Consider the following 16,949-nt stretch of genomic DNA (forward strand, 5'->3'; position numbering starts at 1 on the left):
GCAGGGCAGATCACCCACGTGTTACTCACCCGTTCGCCGCTCGTGTACCCCGAAAGGCCTTACCGCTCGACTTGCATGTGTTAAGCACGCCGCCAGCGTTCGTCCTGAGCCAGGATCAAACTCTCCGTAAAAGACTCTCGATCAACAGTCGAAACTGCAAATCAGTCATAAACATGAAAGAGTCAAATCACTAGCAAAAAAACTCAACTAGCATTTCAAAACAACACCCGACAACAACCACCACAAGCGGGCAGCTGATACATCGAATGCATACCACCAAACAAAAAATTCGGCACTGACATTCATCGACACACTGTTGAGTTCTCAAAGAACACGCACACACCCAAACCCCACGAACACAATCCGCAGGCCTCGAGGGCAACTGTTCCAGCCTAGATCAGATGATCGTGCACGGTCAAGCCGGCGTCACACCCACCAAGCGTCTGAACCCCATCGGGTTCGTGATTCTTGGGTTTGCGCAGGCGAACTCGCTTCGCTCAGGCCTTGCGGTCTGGGCTGGCGTCCGTGTCGCTCTGACTTGGACAAAGTTACGCCCCGGATAACAGCGCGTCAAATCCCCAGGTCATTTTCACGCGAAAGGCGTGAACAGCCTGGCCACGGCCGCCTGGTTACCCGTCTGCCGGGCTCGGAAACCAAATTACACGGATGTGACTCCGGCCACTGAAGACAAGCCGATTCTCTAGCGCGCGAGCCGCGCGCCCGCAAAGTTCCGCTTGCCGCGGCGAACCACCAACCACTGGCCGTGGAGTAGGTCCTCCGCAGTCGGCGTCCACTCTTCGTCGGAGATCTTGACGTTGTTGATCGACGCGCCACCTTCTTTGACAGCCCGTCGGGCCGCACCCTTGCTTTCGCTCAGACCGGTAGCGACAAGCAGATCGACGATGGTCCTGGGTGAATCGACCGAGACCTCTGCGACGGAGGCCTCATGAAGGGCAGCTGCAAGAGTCGCTTCGTCGAGGTCCGTGAGTTCCGCTCGCCCGAACAGAGCCCGGCTGGCGAGTTCGACCGATCGAGTTGCCGCTTCCCCGTGCACGAGCGTCGTCATCTCGGCCGCCAAGCGTTTCTGCGCTTCGCGGGCATGTGGACGTTCCGCGGTCGCCACCTCCAGCTCGGCCAGCTCATCCTGGGACAGGAACGTGAACCAGCGCAGGTATTTCACGACGTCCGCGTCGCCGGTATTCACGAAGTACTGGTACCAGGCGTACGGACTCGTCATCTCCGGGTCGAGCCACAAACTTCCACCACCGGTGGACTTGCCGAACTTCTTGCCATCGGCCGAGGTGACCAAGGGAACCGTCAATGCATGGACCGGCTCGGCATCCTGCCTACGGTTCAGCTCCACCCCGGCGATGATGTTGCCCCACTGATCCGACCCGCCGATTTGCAGAGTGCAGCCGTACTCGCGGCGCAACTGCACGTAGTCATTGGCCTGCAGCAGCATGTAACTGAACTCGGTGTACGACATCCCATCGCCCTCGAGCCTGGTCTTGACCGTGTCGCGAGCCAACATCACGTTGACCGAGAAGTGTTTGCCGATGTCCCGGAGAAAATCGATGGCCGACAGCTCACCCGTCCACGACAAGTTGTCGACGACCACTGCACCTGTGGGGCTGTCGTCCAGATCGACGAATCGCTGAAGCTGACCGCGTATGCGCGAAGCCCACTCGGTCACCACCGCGGGCGAGTTCATGGTCCGCTCCCCCACGTCGCGTGGATCACCGATGAGCCCGGTAGCACCGCCGGCCAGAATGATCGGCCGGTGCCCGGCACGTTGGAACCGCTTGAGCGCAAGCAAAGGCACCAAGTGGCCGGCGTGCAGCGAGGGTCCGGTCGGATCGAAACCGGAGTACAGCGTGATCGGTCCCTCGGCCGCTGCCTTGCGCAGAGCGTCCACATCGGTGGACTGCGCGATCAGTCCGCGCCAGGTCATTTCGTCGATGATGTTGTCACTCACGGGTACATCCTCCCGCACGACCACGTGGGTCAGCTCTCGGGCTCACCGGTCGAGGGCGCACGCGGGCTTCGTCGGTAGGCCGACACCGCCGGCGATCCCTGCATCCAGAAACGCCACCGGCGATCGGCAGCCTGACTCACCCCGACCCGCGGACCACTTCCGACGGCACTACCTGTCAGCGGCCGACTGAGGAGTTCAAGCGTGACCGGTGCCGAAGCGTCGAACATGTCGGTTCCGTTGTCCTGCAACCCGACACCGAGCGCTCGTCCCAGATTGCCCGGACCGCTTGCCGCGCCTCTGGCCCACCGTCTCGCGGCTCCGCGCCTGGTCTCGACGACCCCAGCACCGGACAGCACCTCGCCGGCACGCAGCAATACCGCACCTGCTGTGCCTGCTCGGCCGCAGGTGACGTTCATGCACAGGTGCATGCCGTAACTGAGGTACACGTACAGACGTCCGGCCGGCCCGAACATGACGGAATTTCGAGCAGTGGCTCCCCGGAACGAATGGGACGCCGCGTCCGGCCAAGAACTGTCGATCGGTCCGCCATAGGCCTCGACCTCCGCTATCCGAACTGCCACCTCACCTGCGGTCACGATGCCGCCCAGCAACCGCACAGCGGCGCCTGCGGGACCGCCGCGCTCGAGATCTCGCACATCCACCCCCACATGATGCCGCCGCTTGACTGGTCGGCACATCCAGGCCTATAAATTCATCACCCGATGATTTCATCGGTTGATGAATTTAGGAGGTCGCAATGCCTCAGGCACACGAGTACGCCGTCGACATCGAACAGTTGACGATCCACCGCGGAGGACGCGAGGTGCTGCACGAGGTGGATCTGACGATTCCGCGGGGAGCGATCACCGGACTTCTCGGGCCTTCGGGCTGCGGAAAAACGACCCTGATCCGCGCCATCGTCGGTACCCAGGTCGTCCGGAGTGGAACTGTCACTGTCCTCGGAGCTCCGGCGGGTTCCACAGCCCTACGGAGCAAGGTCGGGTACGTCACCCAGAGTCCGAGCGTCTACCTGGACCTGACCGTTCGTGAGAACGTCCAGTACTTCGGGGCCATGTACGGCCGTCGTGCACCTGCGGTGAACGCGGCCATCGATTCGGTCGGACTGACGAACTGGGCGTCCTCGCGCGCAGGGCAACTCTCCGGCGGCCAGCTCGGGCGCGTCTCATTGGCGAGCGCACTGGTCGCGGAGCCTGAGTTGCTCGTGCTCGACGAACCGACCGTGGGCCTCGATCCCGTCCTGCGCGCCGAACTATGGTCGCGATTCGCCGATATCGCCGCCGGCGGGACGACGATCGTGGTGTCCAGCCACGTCATGGAAGAAGCCGAGCACTGCAGTTCGCTCATTCTCATGCGCGAGGGATCCGTACTGGCTCAGCTCAGTCCGGACGAATTGCTCACCCGGACCAACGAGACCAACCTCGAGCATGCGTTTCTGACACTGATCGAGTCGACTCAGATCACCGGAGACCAGTGATGAACAAGCAGATCTACGCCGCCGGCACAGGCCGAATCCTGCGCCAACTGCGAGCCGACCACCGCACGATCGCGATGATCCTGTTGGTGCCCACCCTCCTGATGGTGCTGCTGTACTTCCTGTACAAGAACGTGCCGACCATGCCAGGACAGCAGCCACTGTTCGACCGAATCGCGATCACGATGCTCGGGATCCTGCCGTTCGTGGTCATGTTCCTCATCACGTCCATCGCGATGCAACGCGAACGGACGTCGGGGACACTGGAAAGACTGCTGACCACTCCGATGTCAAAACTCGACCTCCTCGCGAGCTACGGATCCGCGTTCTCGCTCACCGCCGTTGTGCAGGCCGCTCTCGCCTGCGGGGTCGCATTCGGGCTACTCGGTTTGACGACCGCGGGTCCCGTCGGCTGGGTGGTGGTCATCGCTGTGCTCGATGCCATGCTGGGCGTCGCCATCGGACTGCTGTGCAGTGCGTTCGCCCGAACCGAGTTCCAGGCGGTGCAGTTCATGCCGGTCGTGGTGATCCCCCAGCTGTTTCTCTGCGGGCTCCTGGTGGCACGCGATCAGATGCCGGACTGGCTACACGCCATCAGCAACGTGCTCCCCCTCACCTACGCCGTCGACGCTCTCCAACAAATCTCACTCAACCCCGGCGTGACCGCGGAAATGGGCAGAGATCTCGCGGTGGTCGGTGGCTGCACCGTCCTGGCACTGTGCGCCGCCGCGGCCACGCTGCGCCGCAGAACCCCATGACACCCGACAACACCCGTGAGCACGGAAAGACCCCGCGATGGAGTGGAAACGGGCCGTCCGCAATGGTGGATCGAATGGTGAACGAAACAGATCCGTCCGCGACCCGAACCGGCCGTCGGCCGGGGCGATCAGGTACCAGAGACGCCATTCTGGAGTCCGCCCGCGGACTGTTCGCTCGACAGGGGTTCGACAAGACATCGGTACGCGCCGTTGCCGCTGGTGCCGGCGTCGACTCTGCACTGGTACACCACTACTTCGGCACCAAGCGCGAACTGTTCGTCGCATCGATCGCACTGCCGATCGACCCGAGCGACACGCTCGAACGGGTGCTGTCCGCGGACACCGATGACCTGGGTCGAGCGCTCGTCACCGGCGTACTCGGAGTGTGGGAATCCGACAACAGTGACGCAGTCATCGCCGCGTTTCGCACCATGATCGCCACCGGAGACACCGGTCTGCTCAGGACGTTCCTCATGCAGGTGGTACTTCGAGACATTGCTGCCCGCGTCGACGAACCAGCGGGATCGGCGCTCGAGCGCGTCAACCTGGTGGCCACTCAGATGTCCGGACTGCTGCTCAGCCGTCACATCCTGAAGTTGGAACCACTCGCCTCGATGCCCGCCGAACGAGTTGTCGATTGGGTGGCCCCGACCTTGCAGCGGTACCTCACCGGGCCGCTCCCGACGAGGTCGAGCCACTGATCCAACTCGTGAACAGCAGCGACCCGAAATCCCGAGGCTCAGGACTGGGCGCGCGCGACAATCGCGTCGTGCTCGGCGTCGTCCACGTCGCGGGCGTCGTCGGCAAGCAGAACGGGAATGCCGTTCTCGATGGGATACGCGCGCCGAAGACGGGGGTTGTAGAGCAACTCGCCCTCGACCAACAGCAGCGGCCCCTTGTCCACGGGGCAGGCAAGGATGGAGAGCAGTGTCTGATCGATCGCCACGAGTGTCCTTTGTTCTCTTCCGGCTCAGCCGGAGTCATGTACTGGCATACCGTACCCAACACCGTCGGCGGGCTGACGAGCTGCAGCTACGACGACACTTCCGCACCGTCGGCCCTGTCGACGAATCGTTCCGCAACAACGGCTTTGGTCAGTCGTCGATAGGTATTGGACTCCGCGTCGTAGAACCACGAACGAGCGCTCGGCGTCGGGATGCCGGCTTCCTTCAGTTCCGTTGCGTTCGGCCGGTACGCGCGCCCCACCGGAATTTCCGGCACCACGTGCACAATCCCTGGACGTTCCGCTGGAAGCAGCGCGCCGAGAGCGTCCGTCAAGGCACGAGCGGTTATCACCGCTTCCGGACGCAGCGAAATGGCGCAGACCGCCACCTCGGTCCCGCTGCCCTCGACGCGAACCGATCGCGGCCGATCGACAGTGACACGCACTCCGTAAACCACAGCCGAATCGACCTGGTCGAGATCTCCCACCGCGTCGACGATGGGCTGGGTGTACACCGGGCCACAAGCCGAGCGCACCACGGTGTCCTTGCGGTCGACGAGCCAGTAGTCTCCGTCGGAATCGCGGCGAAACAAGTTCTCGGTGGGGATCCACGCATCCGAGGGCTCGAAAACCCCACGCATCACGTGGCTGGTAGCTTCGCTCTCTCCGCTCGGTCTACCCAGGAGCAGACCGATCTCGTCGTCGCGGCACTGCCGGACGAAGCCGTCGTTGTCCTCTTCGAGCCGGCCGGTGCTCGGGTCGTATGCGGCCAAGGCAACCCGGGCGCTGCCGGGCAGCGGACGACCCTTCGAACCGATCTTCGACCCCGCCACGTTGGCCAGAATCACGTCGTTCTCGGTCGATGCGTAGAACTCGAGTACGCGGGCGGGACTGAACCGTGCCAGCGTGCGCCGCCACAATCCCACCGGCATACCGGAGCCGATGAACAGTCGCACCGGATGGCCGGAATCGACCGGAAAACGGTCGTCGTCGAGGATCTGCCGCATCATCGTCCAGGTGTAACTCACCACGGTGACGCCGTAGCGGTAGACCTCCTCGCTGAACCGCTCGGGATCGAGACCGCGGGAAAGCGCGATGCGCGATCCACCCGCGAGCGCACCGCCGATGGTGACCAGAACACCCGCCGAGTGATGCAGCGGAGCAAGGCAATACACGGTATCGCCAGGGCCGAGCGCGGCGGTGGTGGCGGTCCCGAAGGCCGACAATGCCCAGCGATGATTGGTGATGAACCGAGGTTCGGGGCCACGATCGGTGGCGGTGAACAAGATCATCGCGAGCTCGCGGGCAAGACCGGGATCGGGGTTGTACCACTGCGGCAGACGAACCGAGTCGGGATCGATGGCCTCGAGGTCGGTCACCTCGTAGCCCGCTGGAATGTCCAGTCGACGAGCGTCACCGCCGCCGAGAACCAACACATTCGGTGTCACCGGGAGCGCCGCTGCCGCATTCTCTGGATCCGCGACGACGGTATCGACATCGACGGTCCGCAGGGCAGCCGTCAGGTCGCTGCCCGGCTGCAGCAGAACCGGCACTGCCCCGATGCGCGAGAGCGCGGCGATCGCCGCCAGCGCACTCGGACGGGTCTCCATGAGCACTCCGATGCGTGAGGAGGGCCGCACCCCGACACTGATCAGACCTCGCACCACGTTGTCGATGCGAACGTTCACAGCGTCGTACGTGTGTACTCGGTCGTCGAACAGGAAGCATTCGCCGTTGGGAGACTTGCGGCCCTGTTCGGCGATCAAGCGGCCCAACGAGACCCGACTGTGCGGCTGCATCTGTCCCAGCCGAGCGAGCCGTGGCAACGTGCGCACGGCCTCGGTCGAGATCTCTCGGGTGCCGCGAACCGCGCCGGTGGCCGCCGACGCGAGGCCGCGGCCGACACCTACCCCGACCTCGGCGATGGAGGCAGCCGTATGGATCAGTCGGTTGGTGATCGACACTCCGCTCTCGGTATCGCTGTGTTCCTCGGGTTGCATGGCTCGGACCGCCTCCGGCTTCGGTCCGAGGTTCTCACGCCACCGAATCCAGTTCCCCGTTGTCGGCCACGTCTGGGCTGCGGCCGTGCTTCCGACCACCAAGCCGAAATGCCCTGCACGCAATGTGGTTTCGAACACGGGCGCACGCGGCGCAGCTCGCTGAATCCCGCGCACTGCCAACGGTTGACCGATATCGTCGACCTCGCCGACGAAAGCCAGCACCGGAAGCGTCAGTTCGGCAAGCGTCAACAACCGGTCCTTGATGACGAACCCACCGGTCATCATGCGATTGTGTACGACGAACTGCTTCAACAGCTCCGCCACAGCCGGCCCGGACCAGGCCACCCAGCCGTCCATCGCCAGAAAGCGACGCTGCGGCTCACGCGGCAACAGTGCCTCGCGATCGTGCAGCTGACGCAGGAAGTCCAGCCTCGACCGCACGGTCTTCGCCGGATCGAGCAATTGAAAACCCGTCCTGGCCATCCACCCCGATACGGCCAGGCGAGTGAACACGTGATCGGCCAGGAATTCCGCGCCCCGCGTGGCCACCCCCGCCGGGATCCCCAGGGGCAAACCGGCCAAAGTGTCCACCGGAGCACCGAATGTGATGAGGCTGGCGAGATTTCGTCCACCTCGGTAGGCAGCGGCCTGATAGCAGAACATTCCGCCCTGCGAGTAGCCACCCAGATGGACGTCACGCCCGGTGTGTTCGTGCACCTTGTCGACGACCTCGCTGATGGCAACGACGTGATCGGCGAGGGTACGGCTCCACCCGCCCTCCTCGGTGTCGGGTGAACCGAAATCGACCACCCATGGATCGAGCCCCATCCCGTGCAGGATTCCGGCGGCACCCTGGTCGGTGGTGACGTCGTAGACATCCGCCGAGACCATCATCGGCGGAATGAGCACTATCGGAGGACTGTCCGCAGCAACATCGTCGGGGAAGTAGCGCCGCAACCGATACATCGGCTCTCGGTCCATCACCCGAAACGGAGACGGATCCACCTCGGTTTCGAGACCACCCAATCGGATGACCTCGAGACCGTTCTGGGCCGTGGCGATGGCACGGCGGAGTGGACCACGTACGGCGTCTGCATTCAGTCCCACAAACTCAACTCCTGCGTTCGGCCCGACGGAACGACCGGCATCGATCTTCGCGTGACGACAGCTTCTCACATCCCACACGCGAGGAAACCGGCGTGGATATCGATTGCTACCTCAGTGCTGCAACACCGGTGCCTCGGCCCACGCACGCAAGGCCGACGCCGACGCCCGGACCCCGCCGAGCTGACTTGCCACCTGCACCGCAGCGGTACCGCCACGCGCATTTCGGGACGAGATGGAACCCTCCACAGTGAGCACCTCGCGAACCTCGGGAGTCAGTGCCGGATCGATGCCGGCGAGCTCCTCGTCGGTCAACTCCACCAGCCCGACGCCGCGTGCCTCTGCCGCCCGGACGCAGGCTCCCGCCGCCTCGTGGGCAACCCGGAACGCAATCCCCTGCCGCACCATCCACTCGGCGATATCGGTGGCAAGTGTGAACCCCGCAGGCGCCAGCTCGGCCATCCGCTCGGTGTCGAACTCGAGTGTGGCGGTCAACCCGGTGATTGCCGGAAGCAGCAGCTCGAGCTGCGCCACCGAATCGAACACCGGTTCCTTGTCCTCCTGCAGGTCACGGTTGTAGGCCAACGGTTGCGCCTTCAGCGTGGCCAGCAAGCCCGTCAGATTGCCGATCAACCGTCCCGTCTTGCCCCGGGTCAGCTCGGCAACATCCGGATTCTTCTTCTGCGGCATGATCGAGCTACCGGTCGACCACGCGTCCGCGAGAGTGACATAACCGTATTCCGGAGTGCTCCACGAGATGACCTCCTCGGCGAACCGAGACAGATCGACTGCGGTCATCGCCAGCACGAATGCAGCCTCGGCCGCGAAATCTCGCGAGGAGGTGGCATCGATCGAGTTCTCGGCAGACCCGTCGAACCCGAGCTCGGCCGCGATCTTCTCCGGGCTCAGCCCCAGAGAAGAACCAGCGAGTGCACCGGAACCGTAGGGCGACACCGCTGCTCGCTTGTCGAAATCGGCGAACCTCTGCACATCGCGTAGCAACGGATGCGTGTGCGCGAGCAGATGGTGCGCAAGCAGCACCGGCTGCGCCGCTTGCGAATGAGTCTTGCCCGGCATCACCGCGGTCGGATGCGCCGCAGCCTGTGTCGCCAGGGCGTCGACCACATCGAGAACACCGACCGACACTCGACGCACCGCATCGCGTAGCCACATTCGGAACAGCGTCGCCACCTGGTCGTTTCGCGATCGGCCTGCGCGCAGCCGCCCACCGACCTCCGGCCCGACACGATCGATGAGGCCGCGTTCGAGAGCGCCGTGCACGTCTTCGTCCGACTCCGCTGCCGCGAACTCACCCGAGGCGACGTCGTCGGCGAGCCGCTGCAAACCGTCGAGCATCGTCTCGAGGTCGTCCGGAGTGAGCAGGCCTGCACCGTTGAGGACGCGAGCGTGCGCCATCGATGCACGGATGTCGTAGGGCGCGAGAACCCAGTCGAAATGTGTCGACTTGCTCAGTGCAGCCATCGCGGCGGCAGGACCGGACGCGAATCTGCCACCCCAGAGCGAACCCTCGTTGGTTCCGTGTGAGTTCTCCGTAGTGCTCACAGGCCCAGGTCCCGCTTCGCTGCGATCTTCGACGACAGCCCGTGCAGCTGCACGAAGCCCTTGGCCGCCGACTGATCGAACGTGTCGCCCTCGTCGTAGGTGGCCAGATTGAAGTCGTACAGCGATTCCCCACTACGACGGCCGTTGACGATGATGCTCCCCGCGTGCAGCACCAGGCGGATATCGCCCGAGACATGCTCCTGAGTGTGGGCGGTGAACGCGTCGAGAGCGCCCTTGAGCGGCGAGTACCACAGACCGTCGTACACCAATTCTGCCCACTTCTGATCGGTGTGCCGCTTGTAGCGGCCCAGTTCGCGTTCGAGGGTGACGTGCTCGAGTTCCTCGTGCGCCCGAATGAGCACCATGGCACCGGGAGCCTCGTAGATCTCGCGACTCTTGATGCCGACGAGGCGATCTTCGACGACGTCCAACCGTCCGACCCCCTGTGCGCCTGCACGAGTGTTGAGCTCTTGAATTGCTTCGAGTACCGATACCGGGCGGCCGTCGATCGAAACAGGGCGCCCCTTGTCGAAGGAGAGAACGAGCTCGTCGGGTGCGCCGAAGTTGACCGTCGGATCCTCGGTGTAGTCGTAGACGTCCTTGGTCGGCGCATTCCACAGGTCCTCGAGGAAGCCGGTCTCGACCGCGCGACCCCAGACGTTCTGGTCGATCGAGAACGGCGATTTGGTGGTGACGTTGATCGGGATGTCGTTCTCCTCGGCGAACGCGATGGCCTTTTCACGTGTCCACGCGTAGTCACGAACCGGTGCAAGCACGTCGAGTTCGGGCGCGAGAGTGTTGAACCCGACCTCGAACCTGACTTGGTCGTTGCCCTTGCCCGTGCATCCGTGCGCGACGACGGTTCCGCCGTGCGCACGTGCGTTCTCGACCAGGTGCTTGACGATGAGCGGACGGCTGATGGCAGACACCAGCGGGTATCGATCCATGTACAACGCGTTGGCCTGCACAGTCGGCAGGCAGTACTCGTCGGCGAACTCGTTCCTGGCGTCGACGACGACGGATTCGACTGCGCCGCAATCGAGAGCGCGCTGCCGCACGACCTCCATGTCCTCACCGCCCTGACCCAGGTCGATCGCGACGGCGACGACCTCCTTACCGGTCTCCCTGCCGATCCAACTGATGGCGACGGAGGTGTCGAGTCCGCCGGAGTAGGCGAGGATGACGCGTTCGGCCATGGTGTTCAAGCTCCTTCGTTGTTCTTGTTGCACATGTGGGTAACCGGTTCTCAGTTCCCGCGTCGAGCAAGCTTCTCGATCTTGTCCGCGAGTTCGCTTCCGGTGTGCGGTTCGCGAGCGATGAGCAAGATCGTGTCGTCGCCGGCGATGGTGCCGACGATCTCGGGCAACGCAGCCCGATCGAGTGCGCTGGCCAGGTAGTGCGCCGCGCCTGGTGGTGTTCGCAGCACAGCCTGGTTTCCGCTGTGATCGGTCGAGACCAGCAACTCCCCCAACAACCTCAGCAGGCGGTCGGTTCCACCGGAGACTCCGCGAACCGGGCTGCCGTCCTCGGGCACCACGTACACCCCGACACCGCCGTCGGGGGCGCGCAGCTTCACCGCACCGAGTTCTTCGAGGTCCCGAGACAGCGTCGCCTGAGTGGTGTCGATTCCCTCGGCTGCGAGCAGCGACGCCAATTGCGGTTGACTACGCACCTCGTGCGTGGCCAGCAGCGCGATGATCCGTGCCTGCCTGCCCGCCCGGGTCGACGCGGTCAGCGGCACCGCAGTGGCGTCCTCTCTCACGGTCGCCGGGCCTGTTCGAGGAGCCACACCAGCAAAGCCTTCTGTGCGTGCAGGCGGTTCTCGGCCTCGTCCCAGACGACGCTCTGCGGGCCGTCGAGTACCTCGTCGGTGATCTCTTCACCGCGATGTGCGGGAAGACAGTGCAGGACGACCGCATCCGACTGGGCCTTCGACAGCAGATCGGAGTCGATGCGATACGGACGGAACGGAGCGACGCGATCGAGACCGTCGTTCTCCTGCCCCATCGACGTCCAGGTGTCGGTGACGAGCGCGTCGGCACCGGTGGCGGCCTCGACCGGATCCTCGGTGACGGTGATGGTGGCACCGGTCTCCTCGGCACGCGCGTGCGCAGCGTCGAGGACGTATCCGAGCGGGGCGAACTCCTTCGGGGCGGCGATCCTGACATTGAGCCCTGCCGTGACCCCGCCGAGAAGAAGTGAATGCGCCATGTTGTTGGCCCCGTCACCGAAATAGGCGAGAGTGCGGCCCTGCAGATTTCCCTTGTGCTCGATCAGGGTCTGCAGATCGGCCAGTACCTGGCAGGGATGGAACTCGTTGGACAGAGCGTTGACGATGGGAATCGTTGCGCCGGTGACCATCTGCTCGAGCCGCTTCTGCCCGAACGTGCGCCATACGACTGCCTCGACGTAGCGCGAGAGCACCCGCCCGGTGTCCTGAAGCGTTTCCTCACGTCCGAGCTGTGTGTCGCGGCCAGTGACGACCACGGCGTGACCGCCCAACTGCGCGATACCCATCTCGAAGGAGAAGCGCGTACGTGTCGAGTTCTTCTCGAAGATGACTCCGATTCCCTTCGGTCCTTCGAGAGGACGCTTCGAGAACGGTGCCCGCTTGAGTTCGGCGGCCAGAGCGAGGATTTCACCCTGCTGCTGTGGCGTGATGTCGTCGTCCCGAAGGAAGTGCTGAACCGTCATGGCTGATGAGCCTCCTGTGCTGCGTCGAGAATTGCCGGTAACGCCGCCACGAACGACGCGGCTTGTTCTTCGGTGATGATCAACGGCGGTGCGAGCCGAAGTACGTCGGACTGTGCCGCGTTGAGCAGGAAGCCCGCCTCGCGTGCGGCCGCCTCGACTGCCGGTGCCACCGCAGCGGTGAGCACCACCCCCAGCAGCAACCCCGAACCCCGAACATGGCTCACCAGAGGATGTTCGAGACTCTCGATGGAGTGCGCGATCGACTTGCCGACACTGTCGGCGTGCGAGAGCAGGTCCTCGTCCGCGATGGTGCGCAACACCGCCAGCGCCGCGGCGGCGCACACCGGATTGCCACCGAAAGTTGTTCCGTGCTTACCCGGGTGCAACAACTCCCCCGCCGCTCCGATGCCGATGCACGCCCCGATAGGCAGGCCACCACCCAAGCCCTTGGCGAGGGTGATGACATCGGGCACGATGCCGACCGCCTGATGGGCATAGAACCACCCGGTACGGCCGATACCGGTCTGCACCTCGTCGAGAACGAGCAACGCGCCGTGCTTCGTGGTGATCTCACGCGCTGCGAGAAGGTATCCCTCCGGCGGTACGACCACACCTCCTTCACCCATGATGGGTTCGAGAAACACTGCAGCAGTGTCGGAGTCGACGGCGGCCTCCAGCGCGGCAACATCGCCGTACGGCACGTGTCGCACACCGGCGGGCATCGGCTCGAACGGGGTCCGCTTGTCCGGCTGACCGGTCAGTGCGAGAGCGCCCATCGTCCGCCCGTGAAAGGACTTCTCGGCGGCGACGATGTTGGGTCGACCCGTCAGCCGCGCAATCTTGAACGCCGCCTCGTTGGCCTCCGTTCCGGAGTTGCACAGAAACACTCGACCGGTCGCGCCCGCGCCGAGGTGAGCGAGCAACAGCTCGGCCAACGCGATCCCAGGCTCGGTCGCATAGAGATTCGAGGTGTGCCCCAGCGTGGAGAGCTGACCGGTGACCGCCTCGATCACCGCCGGATGCGCATGGCCGAGGATGTTCACGGCGATACCGGCGAGCAAGTCCAGATACTGCTTGCCATCGGCATCGGTCAGCACAGCGCCCTCGCCGCGCACGAGCGCCACACGCGGGACTCCGTAGTTGTCCATCAACGAGTTCGACCACCGCTGTTGCAGATCGAGCGTGGACTCGGTGCCGGTCATGCTGTGACTCCTGACGTCGAAGAGCGATCGGGGGTGACCATGGTGCCGATGCCCTCGCCGGTGAACAGCTCCACCAGAACCGAATGTTCCACGCGGCCGTCGATGACGTGCGCAGACGGGACACCGGCCGATACTGCGCGTAGGCACGCTTCCATCTTCGGCACCATCCCGGCATCGAGCGAGGGCAGCAGAGCGTCGAGGGCAGATGCAGTGATCCGGGAGGTCAACGAGCTGCGATCCGGCCAGGCCGTGTACAGGCCCTCGACATCGGTGAGCACGACCAATTTCTCGGCACCGATGGCACTGGCCAGTGCGGCCGCCGCGGTGTCGGCATTGATGTTGTGCACGACGCCGTCACGGTCGGGAGCGATGGTGGACACCACCGGAATTCGGCCTGCCGCAATGAGATCGAAGATCGCCGCCGGGTCTACCGAGGTGACGTCGCCGACGAGACCGATGTCGGTCTGGGCACCGTCGACCAGAACCGTCCGGCGCGTTGCCGTGAACAGGTGCGCGTCCTCGCCGGAGATGCCGACCGCGTACGGACCATGACTGTTGATCAAGCCGACGAGTTCGCGTCCTACCTGCCCGAACAGAACCATGCGCACGATGTCCATCACCTCGGGGGTCGTGACGCGAAATCCGCCCCGGAACTCGCCCGCCAGCCCCAGCCTGGTCAACATCGCCGAGATCTGCGGCCCACCACCGTGTACGACGACGGGGTGGATGCCGACGGTGCGCAGAAACACCATGTCGGCCGCGAACGCCCGCTTGAGCGTGTCGTCGATCATGGCGTTTCCGCCGTACTTCACCACGACGGTCTTACCCGAGAAGCGCTGAAGCCAGGGCAGCGCCTCAGCGAGGGTGAACGCCTTCTGAGCAGCCGTCAGTTCGAGTGCACTGGAGTTCACGACGAGTAGGCCGAGTTCTCTTCGACGTACGCGTGCGAGAGGTCGGTGGTTCGGATGGTCGCCGACTCGGACCCGACACCGAGATCGATACTCACGGCGACATCGACACCGGACAGGTCCACCTCCCGAGCCCCCGGAGCACCCACGCCGTCGATGCACACAGGGTTTCCGTTGAAGGAGACGGAAATTCGATCGGGATCGAGCTCGATCGGTGCGATGCCGATCGCGGCGAGCACCCGACCCCAGTTGGGATCGGAACCGAACAGTGCCGTCTTGGTCAAATTGTCCCTGGCGACGGCCCGCGCACCGATCACGGCCTCGTCCTCCGACACCGCACCGGAGACGGTGATCTTCACCCTCTTGGTCACGCCTTCCGCGTCGGCCATCATCTGGTCGGCGAGGTCGTCGCAGACCGCAAGGACTGCGGCGTCGAGTTCGTCCTGCGTCGGGGTGATTCCGCTGGCACCGGAGGCGAGCAACAACACCGTGTCGTTTGTCGAGGTCGCGCCGTCGACGTCGAGCCGGTCGTAGGTCAACCGTGTTGCCGCGCGCAACGCGCGGTCGAGTTGGTCGGCAGTAGTAACGGCATCGGTGGTGATGACGCTGAGCATCGTGGCCAACGACGGTGCCAACATGCCTGCACCCTTCGCCATGCCACCGACGTTCCATTTGTCTGCGTGATGAACGGCGGCTTGCTTGGGCACCGTGTCGGTGGTCATGATCGCGTACGCCGCGTCGGTACCACCGGAGATGCCGCCCGCGAGTTCGTGTACGACCTCGGTCACTCCGGGTAGCAGCTTGTCCATCGGCAGCCGATCACCGATCAGACCCGTCGAACACACGGCAACCTCGATCGCTCCCGTCTCCGACCCCCAATTGCTCAGCGCGGACGCCACTTCCTCGGCGGTGCGGTGCGCATCCTGAAACCCTGGTGCACCCGTGCAGGCATTGGCACCACCGGAATTGAGAACGACCGCACGAAGCCGCCCGGTGGAGAGCACCTGCTGTGACCACAACACCGGGGCAGCTTTGACTTTGTTGCGGGTGAACACACCCGCCGCCGCGAAATCGGGCCCCTCGTTGAACACCAACGCCAGATCCGATTTGCCACTTGCCTTGAGACCAGCTGGAATTCCGGCCGCACGGAACCCGGCAGGAGAGGTGACCCCTTGAGTGCGGACCAGCTTGCCGACGGTCTTCGCATCGCTCCGAAGACTGCTCATGGCGCCACTCCTACGGTAGAGAGACCCTCGGTCTCGGTGATTCCCAGTGCAAGATTCATCGATTGGACGGCAGCTCCCGCCGTACCCTTGGCCAGATTGTCGATAGCCGCCACCACGACGAGCGTGCTCGCCTCGGCATCGACAGACACACTCATCTGTACCGCGTTCGATCCGAGGACCGCACCGGTCTGCGGGAGCCGACCGGCCGGCAGAACATGCACGAACGGCTCTGCCGCGTAGGCTTTTTCGTACACCTCGACCGCCTGCTCCTCGGTGGCTGTGGTGATCGCGGTGCACGTGGCCAGGATTCCGCGCGGCATCGGTGCGAGGACCGGTGTGAACGACACCGCGACAGCACTTCCGGCGACAGCCGAGAGATTCTGCACGATTTCGGGGGTATGACGGTGGGCACCTGCTACTGCGTACGCCCGCACCGATCCCATCACCTCCGACCCCAGAAGCTCAGCCTTCGGCGCACGACCGGCACCAGAGGTGCCGCTGACTGCCACGATATTGACGCGCGGTTCGATGATGCCCGCCGCGACGGCGGGTGCCAGCGCCAGCGACGACACCGTCGGGTAGCACCCGGGAACCGCGATGCGGGTAGCTCCGACCAGCCGCTCACGGCAGCCCTGCAACTCCGGCAATCCGTACGGCCAACTCCCCGCGTGCGGAGAGTTGTAGTACTTCTCCCATGCTGCGCCGTCGGTGAGACGGAAATCGGCACCGCAGTCGATGATCACCACCGACTCGGGCAGCTGCAGAGCAAGTTCTGCGGATTTACCGTGCGGAAGACCCAGGAACACGACGTCGTGACCGGCCAACTCGTCGACGGTGGTGGGGCCCAGGACGCGGTCTGCCAGGGGCAGCAGATGCGGATGGAATTCGCCCAGGGTCGCGCCTGCGTTACCTCCGGCTGTCAGCGATCCGATGACCAGCGAACCCTCCCGCACCGCCGGGTGCCCGAGCAGAATCCGAAGGATCTCACCGCCTGCGTAGCCACTTGCGCCCGCCACCGCGATACGCCTCGGCGTGGACTCCGAAATAGTCATGCGGTTTATTATGCAGCATCATGCAAGCTCAT

At 64.3% G+C, this 16,949-nt stretch carries 15 protein-coding genes and 1 rRNA gene; 3 read left to right on the top strand and 13 right to left on the bottom strand.

What is annotated here, in order from left to right; all coding sequences use genetic code 11:
• The 3 genes from ACOQFP_RS17340 to ACOQFP_RS17350 all read right to left on the bottom strand — a co-directional run.
• A 16S ribosomal RNA gene (locus ACOQFP_RS17340) occupies positions 1-131 on the bottom strand; the annotation flags it as partial.
• A gap of 569 nt (positions 132-700) precedes the next feature.
• Positions 701-1,975 (bottom strand): tyrosine--tRNA ligase, encoded by a 1,275-nt coding sequence (tyrS, locus tag ACOQFP_RS17345; RefSeq protein WP_206488652.1) that lies wholly within the window; start codon positions 1,973-1,975, stop codon positions 701-703.
• Between the two features lie 29 nt (positions 1,976-2,004).
• Positions 2,005-2,673 carry a DNA-3-methyladenine glycosylase gene (locus tag ACOQFP_RS17350; RefSeq protein ID WP_421585016.1) on the bottom strand — a complete coding sequence of 223 codons (669 nt, stop codon included), beginning with the start codon at positions 2,671-2,673 and terminating at the stop codon, positions 2,005-2,007.
• Positions 2,674-2,732: 59 nt separating this feature from the next.
• Here ACOQFP_RS17350 and ACOQFP_RS17355 point away from each other — a divergent pair, with 59 nt between their 5' ends.
• From ACOQFP_RS17355 to ACOQFP_RS17365, 3 genes are all read left to right on the top strand, one after another.
• Complete coding sequence (locus tag ACOQFP_RS17355; protein WP_421585017.1) at positions 2,733-3,470, top strand: ABC transporter ATP-binding protein; 738 nt, start codon at positions 2,733-2,735, stop codon at positions 3,468-3,470.
• A complete protein-coding gene (locus ACOQFP_RS17360) occupies positions 3,470-4,225 on the top strand; it encodes an ABC transporter permease (protein ID WP_206488655.1) in 756 nt (251 codons plus the stop codon). Before ACOQFP_RS17355 ends, ACOQFP_RS17360 begins: the two co-directional genes overlap by 1 nt.
• A gap of 74 nt (positions 4,226-4,299) precedes the next feature.
• Positions 4,300-4,926, top strand: coding sequence for a TetR family transcriptional regulator (locus ACOQFP_RS17365; protein WP_341244410.1), 627 nt, complete (start codon positions 4,300-4,302; stop codon positions 4,924-4,926).
• Between the two features lie 38 nt (positions 4,927-4,964).
• Here the strand turns inward: ACOQFP_RS17365 and ACOQFP_RS17370 are convergent, their stop codons facing one another.
• From ACOQFP_RS17370 to argC, 10 genes are all read right to left on the bottom strand, one after another.
• A complete protein-coding gene (locus tag ACOQFP_RS17370; RefSeq protein ID WP_206488656.1) occupies positions 4,965-5,171 on the bottom strand; it encodes a Trm112 family protein in 207 nt (68 codons plus the stop codon).
• Positions 5,172-5,257: 86 nt separating this feature from the next.
• A complete protein-coding gene (locus ACOQFP_RS17375; protein WP_421585018.1) occupies positions 5,258-8,275 on the bottom strand; it encodes an AMP-binding protein in 3,018 nt (1,005 codons plus the stop codon).
• A gap of 111 nt (positions 8,276-8,386) precedes the next feature.
• Positions 8,387-9,835: an argininosuccinate lyase gene (gene argH / locus ACOQFP_RS17380; RefSeq protein ID WP_341244408.1), complete on the bottom strand. Its 1,449-nt coding sequence runs from the start codon at positions 9,833-9,835 to the stop codon at positions 8,387-8,389.
• Positions 9,832-11,031, bottom strand: coding sequence for an argininosuccinate synthase (locus tag ACOQFP_RS17385; RefSeq protein WP_206488659.1), 1,200 nt, complete (start codon positions 11,029-11,031; stop codon positions 9,832-9,834). The genes argH and ACOQFP_RS17385 overlap by 4 nt, the downstream gene beginning before the upstream one ends.
• A 50-nt stretch (positions 11,032-11,081) precedes the next feature.
• Entirely contained in the window at positions 11,082-11,597 is a 516-nt protein-coding gene (locus ACOQFP_RS17390) for an arginine repressor (protein WP_374222356.1), read from the bottom strand.
• Positions 11,594-12,529 (bottom strand): ornithine carbamoyltransferase, encoded by a 936-nt coding sequence (argF, locus tag ACOQFP_RS17395; protein WP_421585019.1) that lies wholly within the window; start codon positions 12,527-12,529, stop codon positions 11,594-11,596. The genes ACOQFP_RS17390 and argF overlap by 4 nt, the downstream gene beginning before the upstream one ends.
• Complete coding sequence (locus ACOQFP_RS17400; protein ID WP_421585020.1) at positions 12,526-13,731, bottom strand: acetylornithine transaminase; 1,206 nt, start codon at positions 13,729-13,731, stop codon at positions 12,526-12,528. Before ACOQFP_RS17400 ends, argF begins: the two co-directional genes overlap by 4 nt.
• Positions 13,728-14,642, bottom strand: a complete 915-nt coding sequence (gene argB / locus ACOQFP_RS17405) for an acetylglutamate kinase (RefSeq protein ID WP_421585021.1) — start codon at positions 14,640-14,642, stop codon at positions 13,728-13,730. The genes ACOQFP_RS17400 and argB overlap by 4 nt, the downstream gene beginning before the upstream one ends.
• Positions 14,639-15,865 carry a bifunctional glutamate N-acetyltransferase/amino-acid acetyltransferase ArgJ gene (gene argJ / locus ACOQFP_RS17410; protein WP_421585022.1) on the bottom strand — a complete coding sequence of 409 codons (1,227 nt, stop codon included), beginning with the start codon at positions 15,863-15,865 and terminating at the stop codon, positions 14,639-14,641. The genes argB and argJ overlap by 4 nt, the downstream gene beginning before the upstream one ends.
• Entirely contained in the window at positions 15,862-16,917 is a 1,056-nt protein-coding gene (gene argC / locus ACOQFP_RS17415) for an N-acetyl-gamma-glutamyl-phosphate reductase (RefSeq protein WP_421585023.1), read from the bottom strand. The genes argJ and argC overlap by 4 nt, the downstream gene beginning before the upstream one ends.
• Positions 16,918-16,949 lie beyond the last annotated feature (32 nt).

The organism is Rhodococcus sp. MALMAid1271, from assembly GCF_049195265.1.
In the GTDB taxonomy this organism is placed as follows: Bacteria; Actinomycetota; Actinomycetes; order Mycobacteriales; family Mycobacteriaceae; genus Rhodococcoides.

Coding starts and splice junctions, on each gene's coding strand:
- argC (WP_421585023.1), bottom strand. CDS start 16,917: ATGACTATTTCGGAGTCCACGCCGAGGCGTATCGCGGTGGCGGGCGCA.
- argF (WP_421585019.1), bottom strand. CDS start 12,529: ATGACGGTTCAGCACTTCCTTCGGGACGACGACATCACGCCACAGCAG.
- ACOQFP_RS17365 (WP_341244410.1), top strand. CDS start 4,300: ATGGTGAACGAAACAGATCCGTCCGCGACCCGAACCGGCCGTCGGCCG.
- ACOQFP_RS17355 (WP_421585017.1), top strand. CDS start 2,733: ATGCCTCAGGCACACGAGTACGCCGTCGACATCGAACAGTTGACGATC.
- ACOQFP_RS17350 (WP_421585016.1), bottom strand. CDS start 2,673: ATGTGCCGACCAGTCAAGCGGCGGCATCATGTGGGGGTGGATGTGCGA.
- argJ (WP_421585022.1), bottom strand. CDS start 15,865: ATGAGCAGTCTTCGGAGCGATGCGAAGACCGTCGGCAAGCTGGTCCGC.
- ACOQFP_RS17385 (WP_206488659.1), bottom strand. CDS start 11,031: ATGGCCGAACGCGTCATCCTCGCCTACTCCGGCGGACTCGACACCTCC.
- ACOQFP_RS17360 (WP_206488655.1), top strand. CDS start 3,470: ATGAACAAGCAGATCTACGCCGCCGGCACAGGCCGAATCCTGCGCCAA.
- ACOQFP_RS17400 (WP_421585020.1), bottom strand. CDS start 13,731: ATGACCGGCACCGAGTCCACGCTCGATCTGCAACAGCGGTGGTCGAAC.